26 protein-coding genes and 1 pseudogene are annotated in these 25,389 nt (G+C 51.5%); 24 read left to right on the plus strand and 3 right to left on the minus strand.

Annotated features, from left to right (window positions below):
• Positions 1 to 110: 110 nt before the first annotated feature.
• The 4 genes from IEV46_RS07705 (at position 111) to IEV46_RS07720 (ending at position 3,663) form a co-directional block, all read left to right on the plus strand.
• Positions 111 to 386, plus strand: a complete 276-nt coding sequence (locus tag IEV46_RS07705; protein ID WP_188431627.1) for a hypothetical protein — start codon at positions 111 to 113, stop codon at positions 384 to 386.
• Positions 387 to 573: 187 nt separating this feature from the next.
• Complete coding sequence (locus IEV46_RS07710; protein WP_188431629.1) at positions 574 to 774, plus strand: copper ion binding protein; 201 nt, start codon at positions 574 to 576, stop codon at positions 772 to 774.
• Between the two features lie 77 nt (positions 775 to 851).
• Positions 852 to 3,257, plus strand: coding sequence for a heavy metal translocating P-type ATPase (locus tag IEV46_RS07715; protein ID WP_188431631.1), 2,406 nt, complete (start codon positions 852 to 854; stop codon positions 3,255 to 3,257).
• 82 nt (positions 3,258 to 3,339) lie between these two features.
• Positions 3,340 to 3,663: a metal-sensitive transcriptional regulator gene (locus tag IEV46_RS07720; RefSeq protein ID WP_188431633.1), complete on the plus strand. Its 324-nt coding sequence runs from the start codon at positions 3,340 to 3,342 to the stop codon at positions 3,661 to 3,663.
• A gap of 262 nt (positions 3,664 to 3,925) precedes the next feature.
• Here the strand turns inward: IEV46_RS07720 and IEV46_RS07725 are convergent, their stop codons facing one another.
• On the minus strand, positions 3,926 to 4,093 hold the full coding sequence (locus IEV46_RS07725; protein WP_188431636.1) for a hypothetical protein: 168 nt from the start codon (positions 4,091 to 4,093) through the stop codon (positions 3,926 to 3,928).
• Positions 4,094 to 4,114: 21 nt separating this feature from the next.
• Positions 4,115 to 5,098 (minus strand): hypothetical protein, encoded by a 984-nt coding sequence (locus IEV46_RS07730; protein ID WP_188431638.1) that lies wholly within the window; start codon positions 5,096 to 5,098, stop codon positions 4,115 to 4,117.
• 508 nt (positions 5,099 to 5,606) lie between these two features.
• Between IEV46_RS07730 and coaA the strand changes: the two genes are divergently transcribed.
• The 6 genes from coaA to IEV46_RS07760 all read left to right on the plus strand — a co-directional run bounded on the left by coaA (position 5,607) and on the right by IEV46_RS07760 (position 9,871).
• Positions 5,607 to 6,551, plus strand: coding sequence for a type I pantothenate kinase (gene coaA, locus IEV46_RS07735; protein ID WP_188431640.1), 945 nt, complete (start codon positions 5,607 to 5,609; stop codon positions 6,549 to 6,551).
• Positions 6,552 to 6,695: 144 nt separating this feature from the next.
• Positions 6,696 to 7,760 (plus strand): type III polyketide synthase, encoded by a 1,065-nt coding sequence (locus IEV46_RS07740; RefSeq protein ID WP_373284577.1) that lies wholly within the window; start codon positions 6,696 to 6,698, stop codon positions 7,758 to 7,760.
• A 17-nt stretch (positions 7,761 to 7,777) separates the two neighbouring features.
• Positions 7,778 to 8,335: an isoprenylcysteine carboxyl methyltransferase family protein gene (locus tag IEV46_RS07745; RefSeq protein ID WP_188431644.1), complete on the plus strand. Its 558-nt coding sequence runs from the start codon at positions 7,778 to 7,780 to the stop codon at positions 8,333 to 8,335.
• Between the two features lie 202 nt (positions 8,336 to 8,537).
• Complete coding sequence (locus IEV46_RS07750; protein ID WP_188431646.1) at positions 8,538 to 8,771, plus strand: ChaB family protein; 234 nt, start codon at positions 8,538 to 8,540, stop codon at positions 8,769 to 8,771.
• 105 nt (positions 8,772 to 8,876) lie between these two features.
• Positions 8,877 to 9,572: an AzlC family ABC transporter permease gene (locus tag IEV46_RS07755; RefSeq protein WP_229735965.1), complete on the plus strand. Its 696-nt coding sequence runs from the start codon at positions 8,877 to 8,879 to the stop codon at positions 9,570 to 9,572.
• The gene (locus IEV46_RS07760) at positions 9,569 to 9,871 is read left to right on the plus strand and encodes an AzlD domain-containing protein (protein WP_188431648.1); all 303 of its coding nucleotides are present in this window, start codon (positions 9,569 to 9,571) and stop codon (positions 9,869 to 9,871) included. The genes IEV46_RS07755 and IEV46_RS07760 overlap by 4 nt, the downstream gene beginning before the upstream one ends.
• Before the next feature lie 225 nt (positions 9,872 to 10,096).
• On the opposite strand, the gene IEV46_RS07765 is transcribed toward IEV46_RS07760, so the two are convergent.
• Positions 10,097 to 11,455 (minus strand): DUF4910 domain-containing protein, encoded by a 1,359-nt coding sequence (locus IEV46_RS07765; protein ID WP_188431650.1) that lies wholly within the window; start codon positions 11,453 to 11,455, stop codon positions 10,097 to 10,099.
• Positions 11,456 to 11,661: 206 nt separating this feature from the next.
• On the opposite strand from IEV46_RS07765, the gene IEV46_RS07770 reads away from it, so the two are divergent.
• From IEV46_RS07770 to IEV46_RS18765, 14 genes and pseudogenes are all read left to right on the plus strand, one after another.
• The gene (locus IEV46_RS07770) at positions 11,662 to 12,771 is read left to right on the plus strand and encodes an acyltransferase (protein WP_188431652.1); all 1,110 of its coding nucleotides are present in this window, start codon (positions 11,662 to 11,664) and stop codon (positions 12,769 to 12,771) included.
• Between the two features lie 71 nt (positions 12,772 to 12,842).
• On the plus strand, positions 12,843 to 13,280 hold the full coding sequence (locus IEV46_RS07775) for a PH domain-containing protein (protein WP_229735966.1): 438 nt from the start codon (positions 12,843 to 12,845) through the stop codon (positions 13,278 to 13,280).
• Between the two features lie 861 nt (positions 13,281 to 14,141).
• Complete coding sequence (locus tag IEV46_RS07780; protein ID WP_308420292.1) at positions 14,142 to 15,158, plus strand: ABC transporter ATP-binding protein; 1,017 nt, start codon at positions 14,142 to 14,144, stop codon at positions 15,156 to 15,158.
• Positions 15,133 to 16,116, plus strand: a complete 984-nt coding sequence (locus tag IEV46_RS07785; RefSeq protein ID WP_229735967.1) for an ABC transporter ATP-binding protein — start codon at positions 15,133 to 15,135, stop codon at positions 16,114 to 16,116. Before IEV46_RS07780 ends, IEV46_RS07785 begins: the two co-directional genes overlap by 26 nt.
• Before the next feature lie 87 nt (positions 16,117 to 16,203).
• Positions 16,204 to 17,811 carry an ABC transporter substrate-binding protein gene (locus tag IEV46_RS07790; protein ID WP_188431656.1) on the plus strand — a complete coding sequence of 536 codons (1,608 nt, stop codon included), beginning with the start codon at positions 16,204 to 16,206 and terminating at the stop codon, positions 17,809 to 17,811.
• Between the two features lie 78 nt (positions 17,812 to 17,889).
• Entirely contained in the window at positions 17,890 to 18,900 is a 1,011-nt protein-coding gene (locus IEV46_RS07795; RefSeq protein ID WP_188431893.1) for an ABC transporter permease, read from the plus strand.
• Positions 18,901 to 18,904: 4 nt separating this feature from the next.
• Positions 18,905 to 19,813, plus strand: a complete 909-nt coding sequence (gene nikC, locus IEV46_RS07800; protein WP_373284579.1) for a nickel transporter permease — start codon at positions 18,905 to 18,907, stop codon at positions 19,811 to 19,813.
• Between the two features lie 135 nt (positions 19,814 to 19,948).
• Positions 19,949 to 20,053, plus strand: a complete 105-nt coding sequence (locus IEV46_RS07805) for a sporulation protein YjcZ (protein ID WP_188431659.1) — start codon at positions 19,949 to 19,951, stop codon at positions 20,051 to 20,053.
• A gap of 438 nt (positions 20,054 to 20,491) precedes the next feature.
• Positions 20,492 to 20,665: a lysine biosynthesis protein LysW gene (locus IEV46_RS07810; protein WP_188431661.1), complete on the plus strand. Its 174-nt coding sequence runs from the start codon at positions 20,492 to 20,494 to the stop codon at positions 20,663 to 20,665.
• Between the two features lies 1 nt (position 20,666).
• A complete protein-coding gene (locus tag IEV46_RS07815; protein WP_229735969.1) occupies positions 20,667 to 21,575 on the plus strand; it encodes a RimK family alpha-L-glutamate ligase in 909 nt (302 codons plus the stop codon).
• 16 nt (positions 21,576 to 21,591) lie between these two features.
• A complete protein-coding gene (locus IEV46_RS07820; protein ID WP_188431671.1) occupies positions 21,592 to 22,275 on the plus strand; it encodes a degT/DnrJ/EryC1/StrS aminotransferase in 684 nt (227 codons plus the stop codon).
• The gene (locus IEV46_RS07825) at positions 22,232 to 23,554 is read left to right on the plus strand and encodes a DegT/DnrJ/EryC1/StrS aminotransferase family protein (protein ID WP_188431673.1); all 1,323 of its coding nucleotides are present in this window, start codon (positions 22,232 to 22,234) and stop codon (positions 23,552 to 23,554) included. The genes IEV46_RS07820 and IEV46_RS07825 overlap by 44 nt, the downstream gene beginning before the upstream one ends.
• Before the next feature lie 15 nt (positions 23,555 to 23,569).
• Entirely contained in the window at positions 23,570 to 24,610 is a 1,041-nt protein-coding gene (argC, locus tag IEV46_RS07830) for an N-acetyl-gamma-glutamyl-phosphate reductase (RefSeq protein WP_229735971.1), read from the plus strand.
• Positions 24,611 to 24,651: 41 nt separating this feature from the next.
• Positions 24,652 to 25,290 (plus strand): annotated as a pseudogene (locus tag IEV46_RS18765) (amino acid kinase family protein); the annotation flags it as partial.
• Positions 25,291 to 25,389: the final 99 nt, after the last annotated feature.

Raw genomic sequence — 25,389 nt, forward strand, 5'->3', positions numbered from 1 at the left:
GAAAAAAGATTACACCATTTTGAATGAGGTGACAAGGTCTACTTTGCATTTGTATAAACCAATCCCGACCTGCACAGGATACGGATATTCTGTTCGGAGGAGTGAGAATGATGCAGGAGAGACGACAAGAGTACCAGTTGACCAGTGTGGATCAGGCGTTGATGGATGAGTTGGCAGGCCGGGTGCGGGATTGTTATCGGCAGATGACGGAGATCGCCTTGCGTGCGATGGAAGACGGAAGGGAGTCCGAACACCGGGATATTTCCGCTGCTGAAGGGGAGACTGATCCTTTTCACGATGAGGAAGTCCGGTGGTGGATGGGGCCCGGCCGGGAGCTGTGTTATCGCAAAGACGGTGGAAAGGTGATCGTTCGCCCCGCCCGTTGATTGAAGGACGCGTTTTCCGAGGCAGGACAGTAACGTCAGCGGGAAGCGATCATCTGCTGACTTCATTTCGAAACGACTCGATTGGCGATTTTTATTCATTTTGGGCTTTACATACCCTGGCAGGGTATTGTATATTGGGTTTGGCGGTGATATACCCACTGTGGGTATAACAAAGGAGGAAAAATAAATGAAACAGACGATATTACATGTGAAAGGGATGTCCTGTGGTCATTGCGTCGATTCCGTCGAGGGCGCCCTGAAGCGGATCGGGGCGAAAGGGACGGTCGATTTGGAAGCCGGGACAGTCCAGGTCGCCTATGACGAGGATCGAGTGACGTTGGAACAAGTGAAAGAAGCCATCGAAGATCAAGGGTATGACGTTGCGTGAAGAGGATGAGCCGCTTAAAGCGGCTATCTTTTCCTTTTGAATATACCCTGTAAGGGTATTTAAGCAAGGTGATAAAGATGGAGAAGAAGGCTTCCCTCAAAATCAGCGGCATGACTTGCGCCGCCTGTGCCAACCGGATCGAGAAGGGATTGAGCAAGGTGGCCGGAGTCCGCTCGGCTCATGTCAATCTTGCTTTGGAAAAGGCATCTGTCACTTATGATCCGGAGAAGGCGGATGTATCGCTGATAGAAGAGAAAATACAGGATCTGGGATATGACACAGTCAAGGAGGAGGCGAATCTCCAGATCGGAGGCATGACCTGTGCCGCTTGCGCCAACAGGATCGAGAAGAGATTAAACCGCATGAAGGGTGTAAACAGCGCCCATGTGAACCTGGCCACCGAGACAGCCCGTGTGGTGTACACTTCCGGGGAAATCACGGTGGATGATCTGATCCGCAAAGTGGAGGAAACAGGGTATACCGCCATCCCCAAGGACGAAGGGAAAAATGATGAGGATCGCCGTCACCGGGCGATTCAAGCTCAACAGTGGAAGTTCGTCATAGCGGCGATTCTATCCCTTCCCCTGTTATGGACGATGGCGGGACACTTTTCCTTTACTTCGTTCCTGTGGGTCCCTGAACTGTTGCTAAATCCGTGGTTCCAGCTGCTGTTGGCAACTCCTGTGCAGTTTGTCATTGGGAAGCAATTTTATGTCGGGGCGTATAAGGCTTTGAAAAACGGCAGTGCCAACATGGATGTGCTGGTCGCACTGGGAACCTCCGCGGCTTACTTTTACAGTCTGTACCTCATGCTCCGCGACGCGGGACAGGGGGGTCACATGCCGGAACTGTACTTTGAAACGAGCGCTATCTTGATTACGTTGATCCTGCTCGGGAAGTTGTTTGAAGCAAAAGTGAAAGGACGCACTTCCGAGGCGATCAAAAAACTGATGGGGCTTCGGGCCAAGAATGCCTTGGTGATCCGGGAAGGGGAAGAAGTCACCATCCCCGTGGAAGAGGTGACCGTCGGGGACGTGGTGATTGTCAAGCCCGGTGAAAAGGTGCCTGTCGATGGAGAGGTGTTGAAAGGCTCCTCGGCAGTGGATGAGTCGATGTTGACCGGGGAAAGTATCCCGGTGGAAAAACGGGTGGGTGACCCTGTGATTGGAGCGACAGTCAACGGTCATGGTGTGTTGTGGATCCGGGCTGACAAGGTGGGCAGAGAGACCGCTCTCGCCCAGATCATCCGGGTGGTGGAAGAGGCCCAGGGTTCCAAAGCCCCGATCCAACGGATTGCCGATCGCATTTCCGGGATCTTTGTGCCCATTGTGGTGGGGGTTGCTCTGGTGACATTCCTGATCTGGTTCTTCGCTGTCAACCCCGGAAACTTTGCCTCCGCCCTTGAGAAAGCAATCGCCGTCCTCGTCATCGCCTGCCCTTGTGCCCTGGGTCTGGCCACACCCACATCGATCATGGCCGGGTCCGGTCGGGCTGCGGAATTCGGAGTTCTGTTCAAAGGTGGAGAGCACCTGGAAACGACCCACCGGATTGATACGGTGGTGCTGGATAAAACGGGGACGGTAACCCAGGGGGAACCGGAGTTGACCGATGTCCATCCCTTGGATATGGATGAAAAGGAGTTCCTCCATTGGGTCGGTTCAGCGGAAAAGAACTCGGAGCATCCCTTGGCGGAGGCGATTGTGGCCGGAATCAGGGAACGCGGGATTGAAGTTACATCCCCTGAAGAGTTTGAAGCGATTCCGGGGTACGGAATCCGCTCTGTGATCGATGGACGCGAAGTGATCGTCGGAACCCGTCGCTTGATGAATCGGTATGGTGTGGATGGGAGTCGGGCGGAAGAAAACATGAGCCGCTTGGAAGAGGAAGGAAAAACCGCGATGTTGGCGGCGGTGGATGGGCGGCTGGCCGGGATCGTCGCCGTTGCCGACACGATAAAGGAAACGTCCAGGGAAGCGATCCGGCGTTTGCATGACATGGGACTGGATGTGGTGTTGCTGACAGGTGACAACAAACTGACGGCCCGTGCCATCGCCCGGGAAGTGGGTGTGGACCATGTGATCGCGGAAGTGTTGCCGGAACAGAAGGCGGAGGAAGTGAAAAAATTGCAGGAGGCGGGTCACCGGGTGGCGATGGTGGGTGACGGGATCAACGATGCGCCTGCCCTGGCGACGGCTGATATCGGGATGGCGATCGGCACCGGGACAGACGTGGCCATGGAAGCGGCGGATGTCACCCTGATGCGCGGGGATCTGAACGGCATTTCCGACGGGATCGCCATGAGCCGGAAGACGGTGCGGAACATTCATCAAAATCTGTTCTGGGCTCTGGCGTACAATGTGATCGGCATCCCGGTGGCTGGAGTCGGTTTCTTGGCTCCTTGGCTGGCCGGGGCGGCAATGGCTTTCAGCTCCGTTTCCGTCGTTCTGAACGCGCTTCGGTTGCAACGGGTCAAGCTGAAGTGACCTTGGTTTCAAAAGTGGAAGTTTTATATCAAATAAAGAATCAACTGCTGTGTATAATGATGGAAAGGAAGGAGGAGAACCAATGAAGATTGCCAATCCGGATCTGGATCCCGGGAGAAAAAGAGTGAGAAAAAGCCACCATTCCCATCGGGTAAAAAACAATCTCACCTCCCGACTGAACCGCATTGAAGGACAAATCCGCGGGGTGCGTCGTCTGATTGAGAATGATACCTACTGCGATGATGTATTGACCCAGATCGCCGCCGTTCAGTCGGCCCTGAACAGCGTCAGTCGAATTCTACTGGAAGGACACATGAAAAGCTGCGTTGTCGAACGGATCCAGGAAGGTGACGAGGAAGTGATCGATGAACTGATGGTGACAGTCAACAGGCTGATGAAGAAATAAGCCATTGAAGAACCCCTTCACAAAAAGGGGTTTGATTTTTTGTACGAAGCATCTCATCAATATCGGGGGTATACCAGGCACGTGTGGCCAAGCGATAATTCACAGGGAGGGTGTGGTGGCGCCCTTTGTTCTCCCTGGGGGATCAAGTCAATCAAACTTTGGTGATGGATCACATCAATAATATTCGACTCCTCAATTCACAGATCCACGTTTATGCTGCTAAGGGCGCAAATCAAATAAAAAACCCCCGGATTTCCGGGGTTCATTCCAATACGAGGCGTTCTGTGGCTTTTCCAATGACAGCGGAGAACAGACGCTTTTGATTTGTCTTTTTCGACCCGCCCTTTTCCACTGTGAAACCCAGCTGTCGCAAACTGTTGATGATCACTTGTTCATTCAGGCTGGTCTGAGGCGGATAAGACTTTTCCAAGCGCGATCCGACCCCTTTTCATCATTGATCTCTGTTTATAGTATACGACAAATCGAAAGCCTGTTGCATATGTTTCGCGAATTTTTTTTGAAGTTGCTCCAGTTGGTCGTAGCCCTCCGCTTCCGATAAAAGATCGGGGTTGATCGTCAACAGGAAGATATACGGTGTATCGTGGACCTGAGTGGTCCGGGTGAGATAGAGGCGTCCCCGTTTGCGGCTGATTCCCTTGTGTTCAAAGGTATAAACTTCATCGTCCAACAAAATTCCGCGCAGGATCCCCGTTCGCTTGTGTTCATTCAACTTCCGCTCAATCTCCGGGTCCAGGGAAAAGGAGACATCGAGATTCAGTTTATTCTCCAAAATGTTGACTCCCATCACCAAAAAGGCGTATTTCATCGCCAGTTGGTCATTCATCCGGTCTTGATGACTTTGTTCTTTGATCTCATGGTAAAGATTCCCGATGAGGGTGAGCAGTCGATCGGGGATATTTTGATCCATCTCTTTTTTGGCTTGGATGAACTGTTTGTACAGTTTTTTGTCGATCTGAAAGATGATCTGCACCAAGGCATTTAACTCGATCCCTTCCGAAACATAGGCAGAAACATGATTGGCTTGCACTTTCACATGATGGTGATAATGTTTGAAGCTGTATCTGTACAGCTGGGCGGCCAACACGTAAGGTTCGTTCTTGGTGAAGCGTTCCATCGCTTTCTCCACTGAGTTTCTCCACTGCATTTCCTGCAAATCGTCATACAGTTCCATAAAGGTTCGCGCCTTATCGGCGAGGATTGCTTTATATTCTTCCCCACGCAACCGGGCCACCAGAATACAGAAAATCACCAAGAGGAATGTGATGATGAAGGGAAAGTCGAATCCCAGCAGGTCGCCTAAAAAGGTGTTGAAATAGAAGGAATCGGAGTCGTTTTCGATCCACAGATCCAAGATAAACAGGGTGATGGCAGACCCCAATACCAGCCAGTGTGTCGCGGTAAACTTGATTTTCAAGGTTTGATCCTCCGAAAAACCCTCGGGATGAGTACAGGCCTTTTGGGGCATTGTATCACAGAATAATAGGCTTGTTTCGACTGTTGTGGAGATAAAAAGTTCCCAGGATCAAAAAAAGCCCCCCTGATGGGGGGAACATGGATAAATGGAGGTTGTTGTGGCGGGCTGCTTGATACAAGCATAAAGGAGATGACGTCCGGATGCCATCTGCCGAAGGGAGAATTTTTCGCATACGGCCTATTGCCGATTCACCCTGAAAGGGGCGGAGACAGTGGACAGCCGGATGGTGATGAATACAAGTGTATCCGGGGTTTCACAAACATTCACCCCGGATCATTCATCAAGTGGTAGAAATGGGGATCGTCCTTTGTCAACAGAGCTTCCCGGGCGAACGCAGAATTCTTGTGATTGCTTTGGTACGGACAAAAGGAAGAAATCTTTTATTTTCGTGGTTTTCTCCTTCAGGTACAATAGGGTGGGAATTGCATACGGGAGGAGGGCGACAAGGATGAAATCGCCGGAGAGTTTATCACCTTATCTCACATTGAACAGGGAGCAGTGGAAAAAGTTGCGAGCTTCTGTCTCCATGCCTCTGACTGAGACAGAATTGGAGAATCTCAGGGGGATCAACGAAAATCTCTCCCTGGAAGAAGCATCGGAAGTATACCTCCCCCTGTCCCGTCTCCTGAACCTGTTAGCCACCAGCAACCGCAAGATGTCCGAGGCTACGAGGTTGTTTCTGGGAGACCTGAACCCCAAAATCCCCTTTATTATCGGGATCTCCGGCAGTGTCGCCGTGGGTAAGAGCACAACCGCCCGGGTGCTGCAGGCACTTTTGCGTCGCTGGCCGGGCAATCCCCGGGTGGAATTGGTGACGACGGACGGGTTTCTCTACCCCAACCGGGTTTTAGAAGAAAAAGGCCTGATGAAACGAAAAGGCTTTCCTGAAAGCTACGACCTGGAGGGATTGATCCGGTTTCTGGCTGATTTGAAATCAGGTAAAGAAGAAGTGAGCGTACCTCTATATTCCCATCTGGCCTACGATATCTTGCCGGAGAAAAAAAAGTGGGTTCGCCGTCCCGACATCGTGGTGGTGGAGGGACTGAACATTCTGCAGAATCCCTGTGTGGGGCCTGTGGCTCCCTCTGTTTTTGTATCCGATTTTATTGATTTTTCCATTTATGTGGATGCGGATGAAAAGGATATCGCTCGCTGGTATGTGGAGCGTTTTCAGGTGCTCCGCCGAACCGCATTCCGCGATCCCAACTCTTATTTCCACCGCTATGCCGACCTGACCGAAGAAGAGGCCGTCATTACCGCCCGGGGGATCTGGGAGGAGATCAACCGGGTCAACCTGTTGCAAAACATCCTCCCGACCCGGGAGCGTGCCCGTCTTATCCTGACCAAAGGGCCGGATCATGTGGTCCGGGAAGTGAAGCTGCGGAAGATGTGAACCCGTAGGAGGAACCGGATGACAAGAGACCGTGCGTACTTCAGGGCATGCGGTCTCTTGCTGTTCGTGTGGCGTATATTTCCAGTTGGAAGGAGCAGACTAGCAGGTACAAAAGTCCCAAAAAAGATTGGAGGGATGGGATTTATGCCTCGGATCGTGTCGGTGGGTACCGCAGTTCCGGAGCATATCCTTCCCCAGAAAGAAGCAAGGGAGTTTGTGCGCCGGCTTTTTGAAGATTCCTTCGATGACATCGACCGATATCTGCCGATTTTTGAGAATTCCAGGATTGAAACTCGATATCTGAGCCGCCCCCGAGCCTGGTATGAACAGGATCGAGGGTTTGCCGAACGGAACCGGATCTACATTGAGATGGCTTGTCTTCTGGGGAAGGAAGCAGTGATCCGTTGCCTGGAAAGGGCGGGACTTTCACCAGGAGAGGTGGATCATCTGTTTTTTGTTTCCACCTCCGGCCTGGCCACTCCGAGTATTGATGCCCGTATGGTGAAGGGGTTGGGATTAAACCGGCATGTAAAACGGACTCCGATCTGGGGATTGGGGTGTGCCGGGGGGGCATCAGGGTTGGCCCGAGCCTGTGAATATGCCCGGGCTTTTCCCGACAGCCGAGTGGTTTTGTTGGCAGTGGAATTGTGCAGTCTCACCTTCAGGCTGAACGACCGCTCCAAAAGCAATCTGGTGGCCACTTCCCTGTTTGCCGACGGAGCGGCCGCTGTGCTGGTGGCAGGAGATGCCGCCCGGATTCCGGGAGAGTGGGGAGATCCGCCGGCAGTGCTGGATACCATGACCACGACGTGGCCGAACTCTTTGGATGTGATGGGCTGGGATGTGACCGATGACGGGCTGAAGGTGATTTTTTCCCGGGACATTCCCGGAATCATCCGAAAAGAAGTCCTGCCGGCGGTGAAGGAATTTTTGGAGCGGACGGGAGTGGCTTCGGATCAGATCCGTCGCTATATGGCTCACCCCGGCGGAGCCAAGGTACTGAAAGCGTACCAGGAGGTTCTGGAGTTGCCTGGTGAGGCGTTGGTTCATTCCCATGCTGTGTTAAAGAAATATGGCAATATGTCATCGGCAACAGTTCTATTTGTTCTGGAACGAGAACTGCAGGAATCCCATCAGCCAGGAGAGCACGGTTTGTTGACAGCGCTGGGGCCCGGTTTCAGCTCCGAATTGATGCTGCTCCGATGGTGAAGGAAGGGGTGGGGGATGTGAGCTTTTGGTTTCCGATGGTGATGACCGGTCTGCTGTTACAACGGGGGGCGGAGTTGCTTTTGGCCCGAAAGCATACCCGCTGGATTCGCAGCCAGGGTGGGGTCGAGGTGGGTCGGGGGCATTATCCGTTGTTGGTGGGAATCCATTTACTTTTCTTTATATCCCTGGCTTGGGAGGTGATCGGGATCGGCACCGAACCCCCTGCCTGGTGGCCGATTCCCTTTTTTCTGTTTCTGGCGGCCCAGGGACTTCGAATCTGGAGCATTCACTCCCTCGGCCCCTATTGGAACACCCGGATCTGGGTGGTACCAGGACACCCGCGGGTGGTGCGCGGGCCCTACAAATACCTCTCCCATCCCAATTATGTGGTGGTGGTGACGGAGCTTTTGGTCTTGCCCCTCTTGTTTGGCGCCTATGTGACGGCGATCACCCTGTCTGTTCTCAACTTGCTTGTCCTTTTGAAGATACGGATTCCGCTGGAAGAAAAAGCCCTTACGGAGGCCGCCGCCGAAGGGAACGGTTCGGGGACGGACCGGGATTTTGGAGGGGACTGAAGTCTATATCCCAAAGCCGTGATCTCTGGGGATTTCGACATGTCCACTATGCTATTCGGCGGCTTTTCCTATGCCTCTCGTAGAATATTGATGGATCGGTATTGCCTTTCATGTCAGATTCCGGTTTAATGAAAGGGTATTTTTTCGGATTTTCGGTGGAATGGGGATTTTTTCCGTATGAACACGGCATAGGAGTGAGGGCATGTCAGTGGAAATGGAAAATCTGCCGTTGCATGATCATGTAAAGGCGCATCTTTCTAAGCGAGCCGCTGAAATCTATTCTTCTGCTTATCAACTGATTTGGCTTCATCTGACGGGAGAGATCGAGGAGAAGGAGTCTCTGGCCCATCAGGTGGCTTGGGACCGTCTGAAAGAAGAGTACCTCTCCCAATCGGGAAAGATTCGCATCCAATCCCGTTTGAACCAACAATCCTGACCCCGGGAACCGCGGGAGGGAAAGGGGCAAAATTTCCAAATCACCCCGGATGAACGGGGTTTTTTGTTGTGGTATTCTTGTTAGAAAAACAGAGGAGAATCGGATGTGTCTCAACAACGGGGAGAATGGTTCCGGGGATTATCCACAGCCGTTCCGATTATGGTGGGATATTTTCCGGTTGCTGTCACCTTCGGTGTGATTGCACAGCAGACGGGGGTTCCCGTTTTGCAAACCACCTTGATGTCCATGTTGGTGTATGCCGGGGCCAGCCAGTTTATGGCTGTCAATATGTTGGCAACGGGGGTTGGGGGGGTGGAAGTGGTGGCGGCCACCTTTGTCCTCAACTTTCGCCATTTTGTGATGGGACTTTCCCTGATGAATTTACTCCGGGAGTTTCCTTTTCGTTGGAAGCTTGCAATCTCCTCGGGGATGACCGATGAGACCTTTGCGATGGCTTCTGTCCCGGCCAGCTCAGGAAAAAAGATGTCACCGCAATATGTGGCGGGAATGATGTTGGGAGCGTACACTTCCTGGGTTATCGGCTCCCTGGCGGGCCATCTTCTTTCCCGGGTGATTCCGCCGACGCTCAGTGAAAGTATGTCCATCGCTTTGTATGCGATGTTCATCGGATTGCTGGTACCTGCCGTCCGCAAGGAATGGCGGGCGGGTGCTGTGGCTCTGTTTAGCATGCTTCTCTGTTGGGGATTCAGCCAGGTGTTGGATGATGGCTGGGCCATCGTCCTGGCCACGGTTCTTGGAGGGGGGATCGGATCCTTTTGGATGAAGGAGGAGTCGTCATGAATCTGGTCTGGATCATTTTCGGAATGTCTCTGGTCACCATGGTTCCCCGCTGGCTGTCTGTCTGGGTGATGGGCAGATGGAAGTTGCCTCGTCGGTTTCGCCTCTGGTTAAACAGTATCCCTTATGCCGCTCTAGGGGCATTGATCTTCCCGGGGGTCCTGTCCGTGGAACCCAGCGTTCCCTACGTCGGCCTGATCGGCGGCTTGGTGGCCGGAGGTCTGGCTTACTTCCGGCTTCCCATCCTGGTTGTCATCACCGGGGCCGTCCTCGCCGTGATGGGGATGAAGGAACTGATCTGATGTTTTCTTCCACATACGGGTTGAGAACAATTAGTTTCAACCCTTTTTTGTAACTTCCTCCTGACTGGTTGAATAGCCTGATCGAGCTGTTTTCACCCGGTTTGTTAAAAAGGTGGGGGTTGTAGCGGATACCACGATCATATGGGGATCATCGGAAACATCTTTGCGATTATCGGGAATGAAAAGAATCCGCTCCCCAATTGGTTGGGGGCGGATTCTTTTCATTCATTTTAAATCGGATTCAAAGTAATGGATCTGTTGCAGTTGGAGTTTCTCGATACGATATTTTTTCTTGGGAAGCTTGTTGTTATCCGCCAGGGTGTGGGTGAGCCGGGTGACCAGGGTGCCCATGTGGTGCAGGTTTTCCTTGCTGATCTTATCCGGGGTATCCTCCTTGGTGTGATAGTACGGATCGGGGTGGTAGTTCAGGAAAGCCGTCGGGATTCCCGCCTCTTCAAAGGGAACGTGATCGCTGCGGGTGGAGGTGTACCGTTCATAGTCGTGTCCGCCTTTCTTGACGAGTTCCTCGGCCAGATTGGCAACAAAGCTGTCTGCCGTCTCAGAGGCGGTCATGATGCCGATTGTATCCCCGACTCCAACCATGTCCATATTGATCATGGCCGCGATGTTGTCCCGCTCACCTTTACTCAGGGATTCCACATAGCGGGTGGAGCCGACCAGTCCCACTTCTTCCGCTCCAAAGAAGATCACCCTGACATTGTGGTGGAGCTTCTCTTTGGACAGCACCCGGGCCAACTCCAACAGCGTGCCGGTACCGGAGGCGTTGTCGTTGGCGGCGGCGCTGTCCACACCATCATAATGGGCGCCCACCACAATCGTTTTGGCTTTTTTCGGTCCTTTCTGCGCCGGAATGGTGCCGATCACATTTTGGGAGTGGCTGGGGAAAAGCTCCACGTCGGCGACCATGGTGGCTTCCACCCTTTGCCCGGTGGTCAGTTGGCTTTTCAATGCTTCCCCGTCTTCTTTGGACAAGGAGACAACCGGGATCTGTGCGGGTTCTCCCAGGGTGCCGTTGACCGGCCCCTCGGTGTTATTATAGATGATCGCCCCGACGGCACCAGCTTGGGCGGCGTTTTGCGCCTTTTCAAAGAAGCTGATCTCTCCCCGTTGGATCAGGGCGATTTTCCCCTTGACGTCTCCGGAGAAGTCTTCAGGAAGTCCCAGACCGGCATCAGCCAGCTCCGCAGTCAATCCACCCTTCGGAGTGGCCGGAGTGTAGGTGAAGGTGTGGGATTCCAGTGTTTTTTCATCAGGCGTGGTGATTTTCACTTCAGAACCGTGACTCCGGAAAGCCAGGATCGGAAATGTCTGCCTTTCCACTTTCAGCCCGTATCTTTTCAGTTCTTTCACCAGATAATCGGCGGCACGGTGTTCCCCTTCAAACCCTGTCATTCGGGCATTGTCCCGGTCCGCCAGCTTGGCGATATGTCCATAAATCCGCTCCGCTGACACCCGTTCCGCCGGATTTTTTCCGGAAGGCGGTGTGGCATAGGCCGAAGTGCTGAACACTAAAACGATGGCCAAGGCCAGGACGGAGACAATTCCCACTCGTTTCCCTTTCAAAACCTTCCCTCCTGATCGTTTTATATTTTGTCTGCACTTCGTATATTAATTTAAATCAGAAGATTGTCAATGTTATTTTCGCAGAGTGGTAAGGATGTTTTTGTTAAGGATTGATGGAATTGTTTAAGTTTAGGTGAAGATTGAATCCCTTCCTCATTCTCTATGTTATCTTGGGGCCACATGAGAGGATCAGAGGAGGGGACCTCATGAAAATGGTGCGCTTTATCGAAGAAATCAACGGAATTCGGGCAGTCGCCTGTCTGTTGGTGTTGGCTGTCCATGTATCTGCCGGTGTTTACTACCAGCAGGGAGGTTGGGACGGGTTCACCCTCTGGGTCAATCAGCTGGCCAGGTTCGGGACACCGGTATTTGCGGTGATCAGCGGATTTATCCTCTTTCATCAGGTGAAAGTGAAGGGGTTCCGGCTGTGGAGTTTCATCCGTTCCCGGATCCACAAGATCGTCATCCCCTATCTAATCTGGAGCATGGTTTATCTGATCATTTTGAAATATGGATACCAGGTGGACCATTTTGTCTCCTGGAAACACTGGGCGATGATGATGGCATCCGGGCGGGCTTTCTACCATTTATATTTCGTGGCGGTGGTGATTCAGTTTTATCTGATATTCCCTCTTCTTCAACGACTGCTGTGTTCCACAGGTGCCTGGTGGGTGGGGGTCATGATGGCCCTGACACTCAATCTCATTTTTTTAACGGTGGATCCATCGCTCTGGGCCGGAAGTTGGGGAGAGATGATCGACTCGGCGAGGAAATCTCTGTTTCCCGCCTGGATGTTTTATTTTATGTTGGGAGGATTATTCTCCCACCATTGGGATCGAATCCGGGCATGGTTGGGGACAAAAGGGGGATGGTTCCCGGTGATGGCCGTTCCGGTCCTCATCGGAGGGATGATGGAATATCAAATAAAGGGACTATACGGTCCCGCCCGCCCGATGAATCTTTTCAACACCCCCATCCTCCTTCTGGCCGGCATCGGGGCTCACCTCCGTTGGGGAGATCGGTGGTCGGGAGTGAAAAGGGGGCTGATGGCCCTGGGCAATTTCAGTTTCGGGATCTATCTGGTACATCCGATCATTATCATGCTGATGATGGAAACCCTTTCCCCACGGATCTGGAGTCCGGTTTTCCTCCCCTTGCTCTATGTGGTGGTGCTTGCCCTGACCGTCGGATTGATTCAGCTGGTCCGCTGTCTTCCCTTTCATCAGTATCTGTTGACCGTTCCCCGCCGTAAGATCCCGCGGGCAACCTCTCCTGTATCAAGACAAGCCTTCAGAAAGGATTCTGCCTCCGCCTGAGAGAAATCAGGCGATTAATAGCTTGTCAGTATCCTTGTTCATGGTAAAGTGAAAGACGGAGGTGGATGAAAATGCAGGAAGAGACCCGGGAGGAAGTCGTTTGGGAAGGCGCCACTTCCCACGTGGCCCGTATCGGTACTTATCTGTTATGTCTGGTGACCTGTGTGTTGGTAATTCCAATCTTTATTGCTTTGTGGGTTGCGGTGAAACTGAAATCGACCCGCTATCGAGTGACCACGGAACGGATCCGGGTGACCACCGGGATTTTGTCCAAGGAAACCGAAGAGATCGAATTGTATCGAGTGCGGGATCTCAGACTGGAGCAGCCTTTTCTCTACCGAATCTTCGGCAAGGGAAACCTGGTCCTGATCACAACGGACGAAACCATGCCCATTTTGGTGATGGAAGCGGTCCCCCGTCCAATGGAGCTGTTGGACGATATCCGAAAGTATGTGGAGAAACGTCGTGACCTGAAGCGGGTGCGGGAATTGGATATCGATGCCCGGTGACGGTCACCAAAAGGTCCGCTGCGGGCTTTTTTGTATCTGCCCGCAGATGAATCGGGGAAAGTGGAAGGCTGCCAAGAGCTTTGACTCGAGGGAGAAGTTGGATACACCGGAGAGAAGAAAACAATTACCTCCGGATTGCTTGATTCAAGAAAGAGTCATTGGAACCCCGGATGTCGGCAGTTCTCGAAGAGTGAGTCTGGGAAGAAGGGCTTCAGCAAGTGGAAATTCTTCAAAGTCGGTTGGAAGAGACCACTTGGTCCGCCAATTCTATTGATCATGTGATCCCTTCTCTGGATTTACATGGCGTGAAGCTCCTGGCCATGGGCTCCCATTTATAACCGCATCGCCTCATTCCGGATGGAGGCAGCGGGTTTCACGGTGATTGACCGGTTCTTCCCACCCAAGCCCATGTAAAAAAGGTGTAAAGAGCAGGGTTTCTCCATGATTTACCCTCCGCTCCGAAAAATCGGTCAAAAGAGCAAGCCCTTCATCATAAATTTTGTACAAAGGAGACATCATCGATTTGCCTTGAATCATCTGGAAAAAGCGTAGGACTGTAAACCGGTCATGTGGTCACATACAATTTTATACCCAAAATATGGATAATTTATATAAGGTATTTTTTGACGATTCCTGAATGTCCGACAAGGGCGGACAGCCGATCCAGGCTGTGAAATCAAGGATTCTCTTTGGATGATACAGATGGGAGAAAAGATTTAGTCTTATCCGTCTTTTTGAATAGATATTGACTGAAGGAAGATTGTTTAGTTATATCGAATATATCCAGTCATAAAGGGATTCATTTATCCAGTCGATTCACCGAATTCTTTTTCCGATATTTCATATGATTGAGGTGTCTTCATGGCTGAAGCATTGCTTGAGATCACTGGGTTCAAGATGCATTTCCAAACAGATAAAGGAGTCGTGAAGGCGGTTGACGGGGTGGATCTCACTGTCAGTGAAGGGGAGATAGTCGGACTGGTCGGAGAATCCGGCTGCGGAAAGAGCGTCACCTCGCTGTCGGTGATGGGACTGGTACCCCAGCCGCCAGGAAAGGTGGCAGGCGGATCCATCCGGTTTGCAGGGAAGGATCTCACCCGGTTGAAGGGGAGGGAGTGGCAGAAGATCCGGGGCAACGACGTGGCGATGATCTTTCAGGAACCGATGACTTCCCTCAACCCGGTGTTCACCATCGGTAACCAGATGGTGGAGGCGATCCGGCAACATCAAAAGGTCAACAAAAAGAAAGCGCTGTCACGGGCACGGGAAACTTTGCGGGAAGTGGGAATCTTCCGAGAAGGGATTCTGGATGAGTATCCCCACCAGCTTTCCGGCGGAATGCGCCAGCGGGTGATGATCGCTATGGCCATGGTCTGCCGTCCCAAGCTGTTGATCGCCGACGAGCCGACCACGGCCTTGGATGTAACCATCCAGGCCCAGATCCTGGATCTGATGCGGCGGCTGAACCGGGAGACGGGAACAGCCATTCTGATGATTACCCACGATCTCGGTGTGGTGGCGGAGATGTGCCAGCGGGTGGTGGTGATGTATGCCGGACAGGTGGTTGAGCAGGGGGATGTTCAAACCCTTTTTAAAAACCCTTGCCACCCTTATACCAAGGGCCTTCTGAAATCCATCCCCCAACTGGACAAGCGTATCGACCGACTGTACTCCATCCCAGGCCATGTTCCCAATCCACGGAAGTTACCGACCGGGTGTCGTTTTGCCCCGCGCTGTGAATTTGCGTCGGATATCTGCCGGGAACAGGAGCCGCAGTTGCTTGAACTGGGAGACGGCCATGTCAGTCGCTGTTGGCTGGAAGATAAAGATGGAACAAGGAGGGGAGCGGATCGTGACGCCACCACAAACACTGCTTGAAGTGAAAAATCTGAAAAAATACTATCCGATCCGTGGCGGGATTTTCGGCAGGAGGGTGGGGGAAGTGAAGGCCGTCGATGACATCTCCTTCTTCGTGAAAAGAGGGGAGACCCTGGGCATTGTCGGAGAGAGCGGTTGCGGAAAATCCACCACCGGCCGCACCATTCTTCGCCTGGAAGAGCCGACGGGGGGGGAGGTGAAGTTTGAGGGAACTTCCCTGACCCGGTTGAAATCCGAAGAGATGCGCCGGATGCGACGGGAACTGCAAATGGTTTTTCAGGATCCCTTTGCTTCCCTCAACCCGAGAAAAACGGCGGGGGAGATCATTGAGGAACCCTTGCGGGTTCATGGGATCGGAACCGCCCGGGAGCGGAAGGAGGAGGTGCAGGAGTTATTGCAGGTGGTGGGCCTCGATTCCTATCATACCGCTCGTTACCCCCATCAGTTTAGCGGAGGACAGCGGCAACGGATCGGGATTGCCCGGGCACTGGCGGTAAAGCCGAAACTGATCGTCGCTGATGAACCGGTGTCAGCCTTGGATGTCTCCATCCAGTCTCAAGTATTGAATCTGCTGGAAGATTTGCAGGAAAAGTTTGACCTGACTTATCTGTTTATCGCCCACGACTTGAGTGTAGTACGGCATATCAGTGACCGGGTGGGGGTGATGTACTTGGGGCGGATGGTGGAGTTGGCCGACCGGGATGAACTTTTCGACAACCCGCTTCACCCCTACACTCAGGCACTGATGTCGGCAGTGCCGATCCCCGACCCGGAAGTGAAACGGGAGCGGATCATCCTGAGCGGCGACGTGCCCAGCCCCAGCCAGCCACCGAAGGGATGCGCCTTTCATACCCGCTGCCCCCGGGCGATCAAAATCTGTGGACAAATCCGTCCGGAGTTCAGAGATTACGGAGGAGGTCATTTTGCAGCTTGTCATCTGTTGGAGGATGGATCATGAGATTTCGTGAAGGAGGTGTTGGCAGGCGAAGGTTTACGAGGCAATGGTTTTGGATCGAGATAAAATCTTAAGGGGGCGTTTTGACAGATGAAAATGCGTAAGTCTTTGTTGCTTGCCGTGGGATTTGCGCTTATTTTATCCACCATTCTCGCCGGATGCGGGGGCAACAAGTCCGCTGACCAGGGGAAGACACTGATCTACGGTCGCGGGGCGGACTCCACCAAACTGGATCCTTCCTTGGTGACGGATGGGGAGTCCATGCGGGTAACCGAAAATGTGATGGAATCCTTGGTCGATTATAAGAAGGATAACCTGGAAGTCGTGCCTGGATTGGCTGAAAAGTGGGAAACATCGGAAGATGGAAAGACCTGGACCTTCCACCTCCGCAAGGGTGTGAAGTTCCACGATGGGACTGATTTTAACGCTGATGCTGTTGTCTTCAACTTTGAACGCTGGATGAACCAGGAGATGCTGCCGAGCAAAAAGGATGACTTCATCTACTATGCTTCCATGTTCGGGGGCTTCAAAAAGGACAAAGGCCATGTGATCGAAAGTGTCAAAGCGGTGGATGAGCACACGGTGGAGTTTAAATTGAAGGAGCCCCAAGGTCCCTTTTTGCAGAATCTGGCCATGTCTCCCTTTGCCATCGCTTCCCCGGAAGCGGTGAAGAAGGACCCCCAAGAGTTCGCCAAACATCCGGTGGGGACGGGTCCCTTCAAATTTGAGAGCTGGAAGAAGGGGGATACCATCACCCTCGTCAAAAATGAGGATTACTGGCAAAAAGGGCTGCCCAAGCTGGATAAGATCATCTTCAAGTCCATCCCGGACAACTCCGCCCGCTTGACGGCACTTCAATCCGGAGACATCGACGTGATGGATGGGCTTAATCCGGATGATGCCCAACGAGTGGAATCCGATGAAAAGCTGCAGCTCTACAAGCGACCGCCCAACAACGTGGGCTACCTGGCCATGAACATGGAGAAGAAGCCCTTTGACAACAAAAAGGTGCGCCAAGCCATCAACCACGCTGTCAACAAAAAAGCATTGATCAAGAGCTTCTATGCGGGCCTGGCTGAACCGGCCAAAAACCCGATGCCACCGTCCCTCTGGGGCTACAATGATGAGATTCAGGACTATGAATACGATCTTGAAAAGGCGAAAAAGCTCTTGAAGGAAGCCGGTTACGAGAAAGGGTTCGAAGTGGAATTTTGGGCGATGCCCGAACCCCGTCCATATATGCCCGACGGGAAAAAGATTGCTGAGTACATCCAGGCGGACCTGAAGAAGATCGGGATCAAAACCAAGATCGTCAGTCCGGAATGGACCACTTATCTGGAGAAGGCTCAGCAAGGAGAGCATGAAATGATCCTGCTTGGATGGAACGGAGACAATGGAGATCCGGATAACTTCATCTATGTCAACCTGGATAAGGATAACACGAGGATTCCCGCCCAGAATTATGCTTTCTACAAAAGCGACAAGTTGCATGATATCCTGATCCAAGCGCAACGGGAAACAGAGCAATCCGAGCGTGAAAAGCTGTATATGGAGGCTCAGGAGATCATTCATGAAGATGCACCATGGGTTCCGTTAGTCCATGCCCAACCGCCGCTCGCCGGGCAGTCCTATGTGAAAGGGTATGTCCCTCATCCGAGAGGAAGCGAGAGTCTGGCTGAAGTCGACATCCAAAAGTAAACTTGATGGCGGCGTTGCGGGACCGTAATGCCGCCTTTATTTCTTGCACATGGCCGCTTTGAAAGGCTGGTGAAACTGTTGATTGCCTATACGATCCGGAGGTTATTGATGTTGATCCCGGTGTTGATCGGGATGTCATTCATCACTTTTTCTATTGTCCATGCCATTCCGGGTAGTCCGGCTCAAGCCATTCTGGGGGAGAAGGCCTCTCCCGAGGCGATTAAGCAACTGGAACAGCAGATGGGTTTGAATGATCCGCTTTATCTTCAATATTTTCGATATATGGAAGATCTTCTCCATGGAGACTTGGGGACTTCGATCAAGACGGGACGTCCCATCCTGGAAGAGATCGGTCCGTACTTGGCTGCCACGATGGAGTTGGCGCTGGCCGCGATGATCATCGCAGTCTTCTTTGGAGTCAATCTGGGTATTTTCTCGGCGTGGCGGCACAATACCGTCGTCGATTACACATCGATGGTGATCGCATTGATCGGGGTGTCGATGCCGGTTTTCTGGCTGGGTCTGGTGGAACAGTGGATTTTTGCCCAGGAGTTGGGATGGTTGCCTTCCAACGGGCGGATGGATCCCCGGATGTTTTTTGAACCGATCACCCAATTTGTTTTTATAGATGCATTGATTCAAATGAATTTTGAGGCGTTTATGGATGCATTCAACCATATTCTTCTGCCCGCATTGGCCCTGGGGACGATTCCGATGGCGATCATCGCCCGGATCACCCGCTCCAGCATGCTGGAAGTGCTTCGTTCCGATTATATTCGGACCGCCCGGGCCAAAGGAGTGGGAGAGGGACTGATTATCTATAAGCACGCTCTGAAAAACGCGTTTATCCCCATTTTGACCGTCTTCGGTCTCCAAATGGGCCTCCTGTTGGGGGGAGCGGTGTTGACCGAAACGATTTTCAGCTGGCCGGGGGTGGGTCGTTATCTGTATGAAGCGATCAGCACCCGGGATTATCCCGTGATTCAATCTGGCATCTTGGTAGTGGCCACGATTTTCGTGGTGATCAACCTGATCGTCGACCTCATGTACGCATGGATCGATCCGCGGATCCAATACGGAAAGGAGTGATCCCATGTCCACCAATGCACCCACGATGCCGGTCGGGGAACCGGAGCCGACAGCCGGGACGGAAGTGGAGCGGGAATCTCCCTTCCGGGATTCCCTGCGGGCCCTGCTGCGACACCGTTCCGCTATGATCGGAGGGGGAATCATTCTCTTTTTCATTATCATCGCTTTGATTGCCCCCTTGTTACTTCCCTATGGATACAACCAGATTGATGCAGACGCCCGGCTGCAAGCTCCCTCTGCGGATCACTGGTTTGGCACGGATGATTTTGGACGGGATATCTTTGCGCGGGTGGTTTACGGCGCCCGGATCTCCCTCTGGGTGGGTTTTTTCGCCATCACCGGTTCCATTGTGATCGGCTCTTTGCTTGGCTTGGTTGCGGGCTATTACGGAGGGTGGAGAGATACGATTATCTCCCGGATGTTCGATATCCTGCTGGCTTTCCCCAGCATTCTGTTGGCGATCGCCATTGTGGCCATGTTGGGTCCCAGCCTGCAGAACGCTATGTACGCCATCGCCATTATCAATATCCCCACCTTTGGCCGCCTGATGCGCTCCCGGGTGTTATCCGTGAAGCAGGAGGATTATGTGTTGGCCGCCCGGGCCATCGGTATGAAAAACAGCCGGATTCTGCTGCGACACATACTGCCCAATTCCTGGACTCCGATTATGGTGCAGGGAACCCTCGGTTTTGCAACAGCGGTGTTGGAAGCGGCCGCCCTCGGTTTTATCGGGCTGGGTGCCCAGCCCCCGGAACCCGAATGGGGCAAGATGTTGTCCGACTCCAGGGGTTTCATTCAATCTGCCCCGTGGACGATGTTGTTTCCCGGTTTAGCCATCATGTTTACCGTCCTCGGCTTTAACTTATTGGGCGACGGATTGCGGGATGTGTTCGACCCCCGCATGAAGCAATGAACCGGTTCAGGCTCCCGTCTGTGAATTGACGGGAGCTTTACTGTTTTTGGACGATCGACCTGCGGAACCAGCCCACCCGGCTGAAAATCCCGTGCATAGGATAGGATCGAGAAGGGCGGGAAAGGAGGGTGGTTCATGAGCTACGGGTACTATGGTTACGGGTTCGGTCTGGGCCGGCTTCTGATCTTCCTGTTGGTGATCGCCACCATCTTCGCTTTAGTCGGTTACTGGGGCTACTGATTCAATCCCCAGGTTCCCAGCAACGGTTTGATCAGACATGCCCCAATCAACACCCTTGGCACAAGAGAAAGCACTTCTTTATTTAAAAAAGGAGGGCTTTCTCGTTTTTTTAATTATTATAAATAAATCTCAGACGACCCTCCCTAAAGGAGTGGATTGTTGTCCCGCGGGTGAAGAGAACAAACTGTAACTCTATATATCGTATACATCATTTGAAGAAATCGGAATATAGATCCGATGCACAATTTACATAAAAAGTTGACGACAGTAAAGATTATTTTATGGGATATTGCATTATTACAATAATTTCATCCTGAAATTGTATAGTTATAATTTGAAAATATATAATAAAAATCCTTGACAGGCTATTCCATCTTCGTATACAGTTGTCTTTGAAATTGATGGAAAAAAACATAGTTTGCGAAGGGAGAAGTTAAAATGGAAAAATTAGCGTGTATTGTATGCAAGGATGAAATCAGTGTGGACCAGGATGCAACCACCGGTGAGATCGTGGAATGCGCCTCTTGCGGACAAGAACACGAGGTTCATATTACGGGAGATGGGGTCAAAGTGGAACTGGCACCGGAAATTGAAGAAACATGGGGAGAGTAAAGTGACCCAACACAGTAGCGATCACACGGAAGTTTTGCTTTGTGTGACTAAACTGCGGGAAGAAGAAAAACGAATTGCAGATTATCTGGAGAAAGACGGTCTTCAAGTTCAAATCAATCTCGATTCCATGGAGCTTCCCTTGGAATCGGGTCATCCGGAACAGATGTCGGGGATTGCGCTGATCCGTTGCCTGTCGCAGAAGAATGCACTCAACCGAGCAACTCTGCTGGAGTTGGCGGGAGTGGAGACGCTTAACTCTGTGAGGGCGATCATGATTTGTACGAACAAAATATATCAGGCGGTGACTTTTCAAAAATATAAAATTCCGCAACCGAGGTTTAAGGTTGCTTTCAGGACCTCCCATCTATTGGATGCATTCGAAACCTTCGGGAAAATATTCGTCATCAAACCTGCAAGTTCATCGTGGGGCCGGGGGATTGCTAGAATTGTCGGGAAAGATTGTCTGGACGGATGGATTGCTGCCCGGGAGTCCCTGGATCCGGGTCAGCAGTCCTTCCCGGTGCTTATTCAGGAATACATCGATAAGGGGGATTTTGACATACGGGTGGTGGTTGTGGGAAAGGAACCGATTGTTGCCTTTCGGAGGATTTCCCCGGATAACTGGAAAACAAATACATACCTGGGATCGGAAGTGGAACCGTTGGAAATGAACAACGAGATTCGTTTGATCTGCCACCGGTTGACCAGGATCCTGGGCGAGGGGATCTATGGGGTCGATTTATTCTATGACCACCGTAACCGATGTTATTTGGTCTGCGAGGTAAACCAAAACCCAGAATTCTCTAAATCATGGAAAATACATGGTGTGGATGTAGCCAGTTACATTGCAAAATATGTTCGCAGTCGCATTTTCGCCAAACGTAAAGAACAGTTGGTTTTTAACTCGTGATAAAGGGAGATGAAAAATGAAAAACTCACGGATTAAAGAAGAAGATTATTTCTCTATCTCCTTTGTCCTCTCCCGGGTCCTGACCTCAGGGGTGATTATGAGTATAGAGAAAAATGAGAATGAATTAAAAGGACTGGAAAAAAGAATCAAAAAGATTGCAAAAACCAAATATGCATCTTTGTTTAACAGCTATACCGGAGCTGTCCACGCTGCTCTGTGGGGACAGGATCTGGTGTACGGTTCTTCCACCAGAATAGATCATGCAAGCGAGCAGGAGAGAAAATTCCTGCATTGGCTGGGTGTGGAGCTTGTCTCTGATGAAAAGGTACCACTGGGCTTTGAGCGTGTGTCAATCGATTGGGATCATTTAAATCGGGTGGAAGAATTGGTTCACTCCAAACTGGATGGTTCCTCCGTTTTGGTACTGGATTTCACTCCATTGGGTTTTGGTCCCTGTGCGGCGATTGCGACCGATGACACGATGGTGTGGAAGAAAGCTGAACGGCTCAAAATCTTTGGAGCGTTTGATCTGAAAACGATGTGGACTCAGGAAGAAAGCGATCCGGAAATCCAACCGGCGATCCAGTTCAATTACAGGCTGAGTCCTCTGGTTGCTGCCTGTGTGAAATTATCCCTGTTGAGGAGGAATCGTGCGAATGAAGACAGACTTTATTCGAAAGCCGCTCCCATTACCAACTGAGGATTGGATCAAAGAAACCTTGGCTTATCAAGGCGGTCCTCCGATCATTCCCGAAGACATCCGTAAAACCGTGTTCCCTGTGATTACCAAAGAAGACATCACACAGATGATGATCTCCCTTCAGCAGGATGAGGGCAGTGTCGTTGATGAATTTACAGAGGCTTACCGTAAGTATGTGGGAGCCAATCATGCCATTGCCACTGCCAGTGGTACTTCCAGCCTGCATCTAGCATTGGTTGGGGTGGGGGTTGAACCGGGTGACGAAGTGATCTTGCCGGCTTTCACCTTCATTGCAACAGCACAAGCTGTCTTGGCCGCCAAAGCGATTCCCGTTTTTGTAGATATCGATCCAAGGACCTACTGTTTGGATCCGGTGAAGGTGGAAAAAGCGATCACGAACAAAACGAAGGCGATTATGCCGGTCCATGTGCACGGGTTGCCGGCAGATCTGCCCCGATTGAGGGAGCTCGCCAACAAGTATTCTTTGCGCTTGGTGGAAGATGCTTCCCATGCTCACTCTGCTTCGATCGATGGACAGATGTGCGGTTCCATCGGCGATGGGGCGGGTCAGAGTCTGATGGCGGACAAAAATTTCCCCGTCGGGGGGGAAGGTGGAATTGCATTTTTTAAAGAGGAGGCGGATTGGAAAAGGGCTCAAGCCTTCTTGGAGGAATCCGGCATTGATTACCGGATGTCCTGGATTGTAGCCGCTTTTGGGATCAGCCAGTTGGAACGTCTTCCATATTATGATGCGATCCGGGCGAGAAATGCGGATTATCTGACCAAGGCCTTGTCTGAGACACGGTTATTCGAGGGACCTTATGTACCTGAGGGATACAAGCACAGTTACAATATGTACCGGATAAGAATCTCTCCGGAATCCCTCGGACTCGATGATCTGGAGGATTACAAAGTTAAAAACGCGATCCAGGAGCTCATCAACAGCGAGGGGGTATTTGCAAGGGAGTGGCAGAACATGCCGATCCCGGGACATCTTCCTTTCAAAAACAGAAGAGGGTTTGGTAATGGATATCCCTTTACCTTATCTGAACGAGAGGACTTCGGTTATGATCTTCATCACTTCCCCGAAACGTTGAAAATGTTGCGTACCACGTTAACCCTCTGCAGAGAACTTCGATCACCGATCGAATATGAACGGATTCAAGCTTACGCCCTAGCATTCAAAAAAATAGAGGAAAATCCCGACATGATTCGCGAAGTCGTGGAAAAAAACAAGGAAATCAAGGTTTTATATGAAAGGGATGCCAGATTGGGATGACTGGAGGAGAACCAAGTGAAAAGGGCGGCCATATTGGGCGGGACCGGGTTTACCGGTTCAGAATTGTACAGGTTGTTGGGCGGACACCCATATATTGAAGTGGAGTATATCTCATCTGAATCGAAGGCCGGCACCCCTGTGGATCGATACTTCATATCATCCAGGCACAAAAAAAACAAGAGTAACTTAAGGTTTAGAAAATTATCCGAGTTGGATGGCAGATATGACCTGATCTTTTCCTGCTTGCCCACGGGTTCTTTGCCTCAACATATCGAGCGAATAGCGGAACATACGGATTACATCTTCAATATCAGCGGGGATTATCGAATCCCGGATGCAGACCTCTTGCAGAAATATTATCCTGAGACACTCAAACATGAATTTTCGGGAGGCAGCCATTACTACATACCGGAGTTCAGTGAGATCAAGCGGGATGTCAAAGTGGTGAATCTTCCGGGGTGTATGGCGGTGGCGAGCATTTACTCCTTATATCCGCTGGTGGCTCATGACTTGATCGAATCTTGGGTGGTGACGGATGCCAAAACAGGTTCAAGTGGAGCGGGAAAATCCAGTGCGGAGACCCATGCGGAACGCTCCCACAATTTCCGGCCCCACAAAGCTCATGGGCACAGACATCAACCGGAGATTCAATTTGCCCTTCAGAAGCATCTGGGCCGAAGGATTGAGCTCCAGTTCTCCACTTACAGTTTGGATCTGCCCCGGGGGATCTCGGTGTCTTCGTATTCCCGGCTGAAGGAAGACGTTTCGGAAATCGATGTAAAAAAAGCTTTTTACAGCACTTATGTGTCAAAGCCATTCGTTCACTATCTCCGTTCAAAAAATGGAGCCCAATCTCTGCCCATGATTAAAACGGTGGTAGGTACCAACGATGTGGAAGTCGGGGTGTATGTGGAGGGAAGAAACTGCGTATCCATCGCAAGTATTGACAACTTGATCAAAGGTGCTGCCGGACAAGCCATTCAGGCAGCCAATCTCTATATGGGTTTCCCTGAGGAAACGGGAGTTCAATCTTCAGCAGAAGGAGCATGGCCCTAATGGACAAACTGTATGTAATCAAACTTGGCAGCAGTACCATTATGAATAAACCAGGGGTTTTCAGGGAGATTCAACAGATTGTGCAGAGGGGAAATCAAGTACTCCTTGTCGCCGGCGGCGCTGAGGGAATCAAACAAAAGTATGAACAGCTCAACCGGGAAATGCCTTTCCTCACCTTGACGAGCGGGGATGAAGTTCGATACTGTTCTCCAGAGGAAATGCCGATCATCCGTGCGGCTTATCATGAGACGATCTTAGCCAAAACAGTGGAAGCAATGAAATCGCATCATTTGAATGTCTTTGCCCAACTCGGGGGCGACAATGGGGTTGTGACCGGCAAAAAAGCGAAGCCCCTGAAGGCTGTCAAAAATAATCGAGCATTCATTGTCCGTGACTCCCTGTTTGGACGTTACACAGGGTGTCATAAAGAATTTTTGAAATCGGTATTGGTCACATACGATGTGGTTTGTCTGACGCCTCCGATCTATGATCCAAAGATCGGGGAGTATATCAACATTGATGCAGATATGTTGGCAGCCCATTTGGCAATTGACTTGGATGCGCATCATTTACGATTTGTCACCGGTACGCCTGGGATCCTCCAGGATATTCATGACGACCACTCGACGGTTCGGGATGTGTACCAAGATGACGAGCTTCCTTCGATCACAGGAAGAATGAAGCAAAAAGTGCGCGCAGCCCATATGGCTGTCGAGCAGGGTGCCTGCGATGTTTACATTTCCGGTCCGCATACCTTGGCGGGCCGGGGAATTACCCGG

The organism is Kroppenstedtia guangzhouensis, from assembly GCF_014637345.1.
Lineage (GTDB): Bacteria > Bacillota > Bacilli > Thermoactinomycetales > DSM-45169 > Kroppenstedtia > Kroppenstedtia guangzhouensis.